Below are 8,637 nucleotides of genomic sequence, written 5' to 3'. Positions count from 1 at the left end.
GCAGGAACTACTCCAAAAGCGAGGCATACACGTCAGCCACAAGACGCTCCGTCAGTGGAACATCAAGTTCGCTCCACTCTTGACGGAAGAACTGCGCCAGCGAGAATCCCGGCGGGGTTCTCGCTGGTATCTGGACGAGGTGCATGTGAACCTTCGTGGGGTCACGCACTGGTTGTGGCGGGCGATTGACGAATATGGAGATGTGCTCGACATTCTCCTTTAACAGCACCGAGAGACCAAGGCCGCCAAGAGCTTTTTTATACACTTGTTGAGAGAATACGACGTACCGGAAGTCATCCACACCGACAAGTTGTGGAGCTATAGGGCAGCACTGCGGGAACTTCCCGTGCTCCCTGGGGTCCTGTTGCCTGCGGCCTTGCTAGCATCCGAAGATGCACGGCACACCAACTTGGCTTCAGGCTGGCTTATGGGGACTCGTTGCCGGTGCAGCACTCTTGATCGGTGCCGCCATCGGCTATTTTCTCCGCGTTCCGCAGCGCCTGACGGCTGCGATCATGGCTTTTGGCAGCGGTGTGCTGATCGCCGCCCTGTCCTTCGAACTGATGGACGAAGCCTACAAAACTGGCGGATTCGACGCCACTGCCCTTGGCTTTCTGGGCGGCGCCGCACTCTTCACGGCGGCCAACTGGATCCTGGCCCGGCAGGGGGCCAAACACCGCAAGCGGTCCGGTGAGCAGCAACCCTCAGAAGGCGAGGCGTCCGGCAGTGGCGTGGCCATCGCGGTGGGTGCTTTGCTGGACGGAATCCCAGAGTCCATCGTGATTGGCCTCAGTATGCTTCAGGGCGGCGCGGTAAGCCTGGTGGCCGTCACCGCCATCTTCCTGTCGAATATTCCGGAAGGGCTCTCAAGCGCCGCTGGCATGAAGAAGGCGGGGCGCAAGGCGGGATACATCTTCGGCGTTTGGGGCAGCATCGCATTGGTATCAGGCATCGCGGCACTCCTCGGCTATTCCGTATTCCGGAACTTTTCGCCGGACGTGGTGGCGGCGACGACGGCGATGGCGGCAGGCGCAATTCTGGCCATGCTGGTAGACACCATGATTCCTGAGGCTTTTGAGGTAGCCCACAACTTCGCGGGGCTGATCACGGTTGTGGGCTTCTTAACCGCGTTCGCTTTAGGCAAAGCAGGCCACTAAGGCGTCACCGAACAGGCCCCTCATGGCCAAGACTTGAAGGCAGTTGAGGTCAAGCTGCGAGAAGCGACGGCGGCCCAGATCATGAAAGCAACACTTGGCTGCGACGGAACAAGGCGTGGCAATTGAATGCGTGGCAATTGTTAGTGGATGACCACAGGCATGTCGGTCGTTATTCTCGGGCGGGCGGGTTCTGGCAACTTAAGCTCGGTAGGCTGGTGGGCTGTGACTGACCGGAAGCCCTCCCGCCACCGTTTTCCCCTGAGCGTCATCGGTGACGCGCTCCGGCTGTATCATCGCTTCTCGCTCAGCCAGCGTGACGTTCAGGAACTGCTCCACGAACGCGGTGTTCAGGTCAGCCACGAAACCCTGCGCCAGTGGAACATCAAGTTTGCTCCGCTGCTGACCGAAGAACTGCGTCACCGAGAACCCCGACGGGGTTCTCAGTGGTTTTTGGCTGAGGTGTGTGTTGAGGTCGGTGGAGAGAAGCACTGGCTCTGGAGGGCTGTCGATGAGCACGGCACCGTGCTTGACATCCTGCTTCAGCAGCATCGCGACACCCGGGCGGCCAGGTCCTTCTTCACCCGGCTGCTCAGTGAGTCCGAGGTCCCGGAGGTCATCCACACCGACAAGCTCTGGAGCTACGGGACAGGCATTCGGGAACTTCCCGTGCTCCACGGCGTGGAGCACGTCCAGGTCGTCTCTGCGGCCCGTTGCAACAACCTGGTCGAGCAATCGCATCGACCCACACGGCAGCAGGAGCGAAGCCAACTGGGCTTCAAACGACGACAGCGAACGCAAGAGTTCCCGGCCCTGCATGCCCGCGTCTCGAACCTTCACCGCCACACCCGGACCACGGTCCCCGCCGCCCTCAGACGAAGCCATCAATCCGCAGCATTGCTCCTCTGGCGAGAGGCGATGCAGCAGGCAACTTGATTCTCAAGTTGCCTGCTGGGATCCTTCGGGCCCCGCCGAGGTTAAGTTGCCAGCACCCGTCCCACGAACTCCCGGTCCGCAATCAACACGGCCCAGCGCCGGGAAGGCAACACCTTGAGCAGACGAGCGACCAGGAGGATCCGGGCAGCAGTACAACTGTTGCCTTGATGGGGCAGGATCGACCAGACGAGTGGGATCACCGCGCCCCCGAGGAGCGCGCCCAGCATCAGGATGTTTAGCGGGGTCTGGCCGTAGTGCCAGGTGGTGCGGTCCATGATCAGGGTGAGCTTGCCGTCGGGCAGCAAGGGAAGTAGGACGTCACAGACGTCCTGCTGAGTGAGTTGAGCGTCGTGGAAGACCCGGACGGTCGTCCGGGTCTTTGACTCCAGGGTTGCCGCCCTGGGCAAATGGAGTGCGATCTTGCGGTAGAGCGTGGATTCGGCCTGGAGGACGGCCAGGAGGACTTCCGCGAGCCGCCTCAGAGCATTGAGGCGGCGATGAGGGAGATGGACTTTGAGGTGGGCAGCCAGCGTGTCAGCATGCAGTCGGGCGGTATCTGAGCTCGTCACAGACCCAGATACCGTCCCTTGTCATGCCCCACTGCGTTCGGGACGCCATTTCTGGCGAAGTCAGGTGCTGAGCACACCTGCCCTTGATTTCCGCCAATACTGTAGGGAATGTCCAAAGTTGGTGCGTCTGACCTTGACCGTCTTCATGTGCTCCTCGCTCAGCGCACCTTCCTGCTTGCTTTCAATGACGCAGTGAGGCCACTCGCCGACCCGGTCGACATTCAGACGACGGCGATTCGCGTGCTGGGCCAGCACCTAGGCGCCAACCGGGTTCTGTACTTCGAGATCCAAGGGAGCGATTACGTCGTCGAGCACAATTACATCCACGGCGCGGCGGCGCTCACAGGCACCTTTCCGGTGGATTCATTCAGTCCGTGGGTGCTGGAGGCCCAGCACGCCGGCCGCACCGTGGCCGTCGCTGAGGTCGCTGCCGATCCCGCCCTATCCCCAGAGCGGAAAGAAGCTTATGCGGCGATTGGGGTCAGTGCCCTGGCAGACGTGTCTCTGGTCAAAAATGGCGCGTTCATCGCCGGACTGGCCGTCCATTTCTCCCAGCCTCACGCGTGGACCCCCGAGGAGATCACCCTGTGTGAAGACGTCGCCGAACGCACGTGGGGCGCCGTGGAACGGGCCCGCTCCGAAACCGCGTTGCGGGAATCGGAGGACAAATTCCGCAGCCTGTTCAATTCCATCGACGAGGGGTTCTGCATCGTCGAGATCCTGTTCAGCGAGAACGGGATACCGGTGGATTACCGGTTTATTCAGGCGAATCCGGCCTTCGTCGAGTTGACGGGACTCCCTGCCGACGCCCTCGGCAAAACCGCACGGGAACTCGTCCCGGATCTGGAAGCGTTCTGGGTGGAGACGTACGGCGAGGTTGCGCTGACGGGTCATGCCGTGCGGTTTGAGAACCGATCGGACGCGATGAACCGCTGGTTCGACGTGTATGCCTCTCGCATCGGCGGCGCCGGCAGTCACCAGGTCGCCATCGTGTTCAACAACATCAGTGAGCGCAAACAGGCGGAAGCCGACATCAGGGAACTCAACCGCCTCTTGGAGGCGCGCATTGAGGAACGGACTCACAACCTCGCTGCTGAGCGCGCCGCCCTGGAAGTGGCGAATGATGAGCTGCAGGCGTTCAATCACAGTGTCTCGCACGATCTGATGACCCCGCTGCGGCACATCGCCGGCTTCGCGCAGCTGGCCTCCAGGAGCCTTGACGATCCGCAGAAGAGCCGCCGCTACCTGGACATCATCGTCCAGGGCGCGCAGCGCATGGAGACGATGATCGAGGGCATGCTGGCCCTGTCACGAACCGGACAGCGCGAACTGAGCGTGGGCGTGGTGGATCTGAACGACCTCCTCAAACAGTCGCGACTCGATGTGCAGGTTCAACACAAGGGCCGGATCATTGAGTGGCGGTTGGGCCAACTTCCTCTCGTTCAGGGCGACTGCGTGACGCTGCAGCAGGTGATGACCAACCTCTTGGAGAACGCGGCAAAATACAGCCGGGAACGCGATCCAGCGGTCATTGAGGTCTGGGCTGAAGAGGACGTGCAGCAATGGACGGTTTTTGTGCGGGACAATGGAGCGGGCTTTGATCCGGCGCGGGCCGGCCAGCTGTTCGGGATCTTCCAGCGCCTTCACCATCAGGACGAATTCAAGGGTACAGGGATTGGACTGTCGCTGGTGCGGCGGATCATCACCCGACATGGCGGGACAGTGAGTGGGACAGCTACCCTGGGTCAAGGAGCAACGTTCTGCTTCACCTTGCCCAAACCTGAACGTGCGCCGATGATAATTTAAGTGTCCACACTTTCAATCCCGAATATTCTCAAGCACTTAATACTTCGGGAAGCTGCTGTGCCGACGGTCGTGAACGGAGTGTTGAGTCCCTGAAAGCGTGCTGGCAACTTAACCTCGGCGGGGCCGAAGGATCCCAGCAGGCAACTTGATTCTCAAGCTGCCTGCTGCATCGCCTCTCGCCAGAGGAGCAATGCTGCGGATTGATGGCTTCGTCTGAGGGCGGCGGGGACCGTGGTCCGGGTGTGGCGGTGAAGGCTCGAGACGCGGGCATGCAGGGCCGGGAACTCTTGCGTTCGCTGTCGTCGTTTGAAGCCCAGTTGGCTTCGCTCCTGCTGCCGTGTGGGTCGATGCGATTGCTCGACCAGGTTGTTGCAACGGGCCGCAGAGACGACCTGGACGTGCTCCACAGCGTGGAGCACGGGAAGTTCCCGAATGCCTGCCCCGTAGCTCCAGAGCTTGTCGGTGTGGATGACCTCCGGGACCTCGGACTCACTGAGCAGCCGGGTGAAGAAGGACCTGGCCGCCCGGGTGTCGCGATGCTGCTGAAGCAGGATGTCAAGCACGGCACCGTGCTCATTGACGGCCCTCCAGAGCCAGTGCTTCTCTCCACCGACCTCAACACACACCGCCGGCTCGGGAGGCAGACCGCCCGATACCCTCCACGACCCACTGTCAAGGTCGCTTGACATCCAGATGCGCCCGTTCCATGATGAGGCATGACAAACAAACTTGACAGCACGGCGCCGTCTACCGGCGACCGGGCCCGCGCCCGCACCTACGCCCGCGAGTTCTGGCCTGGCCTCCTCGGCTACCTGCTCATCCTGGCCGCCGTGATCACCTGGGGGGATCTCAGAGGCCACAGTGCATGGCGCTTCCTGTGGGCCATCCTGCCTGTGCTGCCCCTGCTGCTGGTCATTCGCGCCGGCGTCCGACACCTCGGACGCAGCGACGACTACCAGCAACTGATTCTCCTGCGCGGGCTTGGTGTGGGCTTCGTTGTGGCCATGGCCACCTCCATCACAGTCGCGTTCCTGACGCTCGCCGGTCTCCAGCACCCCGTGCTGCCCTGGGTGCCCTTCACTGCCGGGATGTTCTCGTGGGCGATCACCACCGTGGTGCTGACCGCTCAAGCGGAGCGCGCGTGAACAACCGACTTCGGGAACTTCGCGAGGCGCGAGGCTGGACGCAGGGCGTGCTCGCGGACCGCCTCAACGTGTCACGGCAGACGGTGAACGCTCTGGAGACCGGCCGCTATGACCCTGGCCTCCCCCTTGCTTTCCGGATCGCCCGTGAATTTGGCCAGCCGATTGAGGCCATCTTCCACCCAGATCCTTCCTGACTGGGTGAGCCCCCAGAGCAGGGGTTGTCGGTGCACCCCCGGCGTGACGTCAGGTGCCTCCCTGTCTCTCCGGTTCACGGCCGATCATTAGGTCGTCCCCGTCCGGGCCACATGTTGAGCCAGCTCAATGCGGTACGCGTCAGGACTTCCCGCTTCGGCCGTCAGCGCGACAATCCTGAGATCCGCATCACCAGCAGCACGTCACAGTCAACGCGCACGTGACCGACCACCGGATGCTCCACGACCTTTTGGTCCCCGTGTGTTCGCCGACGGTTCCGGACGGCCACATCCAGACGAATTCGCCGTTCCCGCCGAGCTACCGCTGGATAAGAGCACTCAGACGGGCGTCGGTAGGGTAAGGGGTCAAGTGAGAATAGGAACAGAAACTTACCCTAATGGTTCATCCGGTTAGTCTTGACACTGGCTTTGAGTCACAAAAGCAGATGAGTTGATCGCGCTTCAAAGGCAGCATTTAGCGGATGAACCACTAAGGGCCGGTGTGTCCAGTTGGAGTTATACCCCAGCTAGACACCCGCGCCCCGCGATCAAGACAGCGTTTCGCTGTCCAGTTGAGCCGGTAAAGCACGTTGTCCCCAGCTAACTGCCCCGTTGCGTCGCGTCCTGCGTGGCCCACTCAATGAACGACGTCAGGTCTGCGGCTTGCTGCTCCAGGCTGGGCCGGTGTACATACATCATGTGCCCCGCCTCATAGAACGTCTCGCGCACATTGCCGCGCAGACTGGGCTCGAGTTGCAGATGGTCGAGCGTATGGCGGGTGGCGTGGTAGGGCGTGGCAAAGTCGAAATAGCCAGACGTCACCAGCACCTTGAGGTGAGGGTTCTGATGCATGGCCCGCCTGAGCGTATCTGACACGCGCACATGCTTGTTCTCAAACTCCTTGTAGCTCCAGGGCCGCACCCGGCTGCTCAGGATCTCGTAAGGGAGGTCAGACTCGAAGCCCAGTTCCAAGCGAACGTAGTGATTCATGGCTGCTGTGTACGGGCCCAGGATGGCGCTCATGCTGGGGTCGTACTCAACGCTGTCGCCCCCCGCGTCCCGGTCAATGCCGGTAAAGCGGCTGTCCAGCCGTCCCACCGTGCGGCCCTGCGCGCGCAGCAGTTCCTTACAGAAGCGGGCCAGGGTCACGCGCAGGTCATTGCGAAGCACAAATTCATCGCTCAGACCGGTCAACTCAGCGTAACGCTGCGCGACCTGGGCGCGTTCGGCCGCGCTGAGGCGCGCGCCAGCGTGAAGGGCGCGGGCATACTCACCATCCGCAAAGACTTCAGCGCCGCGCAGAACTTCTGGCAGCGACTGCTCACCACTGAGCTGGCCGTGGTACCAAGCTGTGGCAGCGGCGGTGGGCAGATGAACCACGTACGCCAAGTCGTGGCCGGGCGTGAAATCCACCGTGGAGAAATCTAAGATGGCGCTGACCAGCATGATGCCGTTCAGGAACAGGCCGTGCCGCTCCTGCAGGTAACCGCTTAGGCCAGCCGCGCGGGTCGTGCCATAACTTTCCCCGATTAGAAATTTAGGGCTCAGCCACCGCCCGGCACGGCTGGTCCACAGCCGGATAAAGTCGCCCACCGACTCGATGTCTTTCTGAAAACCGTGGTAATCGGCCGCCTTTTCCCCTTCAAGCACTCGGGAGTAGCCGGTCGTGACCGGGTCAATGAACACCAGATCGGAGTGGGTCAGCAGAGTGAACTCGTTGTCCGTCAGGTCATAGGGCGGGCCGGACAGGGCGCCCGCATCGCCCATCACGACACGGCGGGGGCCGAGCAGGCCCAGGTGCAACCACACGGAACTGCTGCCCGGCCCGCCATTGAAGCTGAAGGTCACGGGGCGCCGGCGCGGCTGATGGTCCTCATCGAGCGCGTATGCCACGAAAAACACCTGAGCGCGGGACTTAAAGCCCTCGGAGGCCCCTTCCTTCGCCTCCCGCTCCTCAGCCAGCACCATCGTGCCAGTTGTGACGGTGTAGAACAGTTCACGCCCAGCAGCTGTGACGCGGTGGCGCGTGACCTTCACCTCATCGCGAGCGCACGGCTCGTTTTTGCTTCGCCCATCTGGCAACCGGACACTGACGTCCAGCTGTTCCTGATCGCTCGTTCGATCCCGTTCATCACTCATGGCTTCACTATGCCTGTTGTTTTAGCGCGGTCGCCTGGCCAAGGCCTAAACTGGAGACGCATACCTGAAAAGAGCAGACCTGAAGTGGTGTGCAGTCCAAGACCGCAATGCTTGGCGGTTGAGCCTGATCTCGTAGACGTCCACGAGCTCCGGTTGCAGGCTGCTCGCCGCTCGGGGGATGTGCGCCTGGTCACGCAGTACGAGGCAGAGTGGCAAGCCTTGCTCTGAGCTGTAGTCGTCACAACAGAGGAGAGCCCGTCTGGATCTCACAACTTCGGCCTGTCACTCTGCCAAGCGGTCCCTCCGACCCAACCCAGGGATATCGTGCTGGTGGCCCGCGACCTCTTCGTTCGCCGCTCAGGCAGGCTTCACCGTTGACGTGAATTATCACCTCAACCGTTCAGCCGCCGCGAGCAGCACGCCGCTCGCATCCACCATGACCATGATTCTGGTGCCTTTGCCTGTCTTGATGCGGCCAACATCGGCCCCCTTTTCGGCAGCACTGTAAGTACTGTCAATAGAGATTGAGCAGCCTCTGGTCTTCGATCATCTCCCGCAGCGAGAAAACGCGCCCTGCACGGTCCATGCCATGGCAGGTCGTCCTGGGTGGGTGCTCGGTATTGGGCAAGACAGCCCACTGGGTACCGGTATGGAGAATCCAGAGCATACCGTCCAACACGGCTCGGTCTGGATGTCA

6 protein-coding genes and 3 pseudogenes are annotated in these 8,637 nt (G+C 61.7%); 6 read left to right on the top strand and 3 right to left on the bottom strand.

Annotation, left to right across the window (positions count from 1 at the left end; genetic code table 11):
• The 3 genes and pseudogenes from K7W42_RS22405 to K7W42_RS22395 all read left to right on the top strand — a co-directional run.
• Window positions 1-352, top strand: a pseudogene (locus K7W42_RS22405) (IS6 family transposase); the annotation flags it as partial.
• 40 nt (window positions 353-392) lie between these two features.
• Entirely contained in the window at window positions 393-1,157 is a 765-nt protein-coding gene (locus K7W42_RS22400) for a ZIP family metal transporter (protein WP_224577611.1), read from the top strand.
• A 222-nt stretch (window positions 1,158-1,379) separates the two neighbouring features.
• Window positions 1,380-2,090 carry an IS6 family transposase gene (locus K7W42_RS22395; RefSeq protein ID WP_224577609.1) on the top strand — a complete coding sequence of 237 codons (711 nt, stop codon included), beginning with the start codon at window positions 1,380-1,382 and terminating at the stop codon, window positions 2,088-2,090.
• Window positions 2,091-2,146: 56 nt separating this feature from the next.
• On the opposite strand, the pseudogene K7W42_RS22390 reads toward K7W42_RS22395, so the two are convergent.
• Window positions 2,147-2,659 (bottom strand): annotated as a pseudogene (locus K7W42_RS22390) (transposase family protein); the annotation flags it as partial.
• Between the two features lie 108 nt (window positions 2,660-2,767).
• Between K7W42_RS22390 and K7W42_RS22385 the strand changes: the two are divergent.
• A complete protein-coding gene (locus K7W42_RS22385; RefSeq protein WP_224577607.1) occupies window positions 2,768-4,465 on the top strand; it encodes a sensor histidine kinase in 1,698 nt (565 codons plus the stop codon).
• Between the two features lie 152 nt (window positions 4,466-4,617).
• On the opposite strand, the pseudogene K7W42_RS22380 reads toward K7W42_RS22385, so the two are convergent.
• Window positions 4,618-5,091 (bottom strand): annotated as a pseudogene (locus K7W42_RS22380) (DDE-type integrase/transposase/recombinase); the annotation flags it as partial.
• A 90-nt stretch (window positions 5,092-5,181) separates the two neighbouring features.
• Between K7W42_RS22380 and K7W42_RS22375 the strand changes: the two are divergent.
• Entirely contained in the window at window positions 5,182-5,610 is a 429-nt protein-coding gene (locus K7W42_RS22375) for a hypothetical protein (protein ID WP_224577604.1), read from the top strand.
• Window positions 5,607-5,804: a helix-turn-helix transcriptional regulator gene (locus K7W42_RS22370; RefSeq protein WP_224577602.1), complete on the top strand. Its 198-nt coding sequence runs from the start codon at window positions 5,607-5,609 to the stop codon at window positions 5,802-5,804. Before K7W42_RS22375 ends, K7W42_RS22370 begins: the two co-directional genes overlap by 4 nt.
• 597 nt (window positions 5,805-6,401) lie before the next feature.
• Here K7W42_RS22370 and K7W42_RS22365 read toward each other — a convergent pair.
• Window positions 6,402-7,940, bottom strand: coding sequence for a S10 family peptidase (locus tag K7W42_RS22365; protein WP_224577600.1), 1,539 nt, complete (start codon window positions 7,938-7,940; stop codon window positions 6,402-6,404).
• Between the last annotated feature and the right edge of the window lie 697 nt (window positions 7,941-8,637).

Origin of the sequence: Deinococcus betulae, assembly GCF_020166395.1 — a bacterium.
GTDB lineage: Bacteria > Deinococcota > Deinococci > Deinococcales > Deinococcaceae > Deinococcus > Deinococcus betulae.
This window is presented reverse-complemented; position numbering and strand designations above follow the sequence as displayed.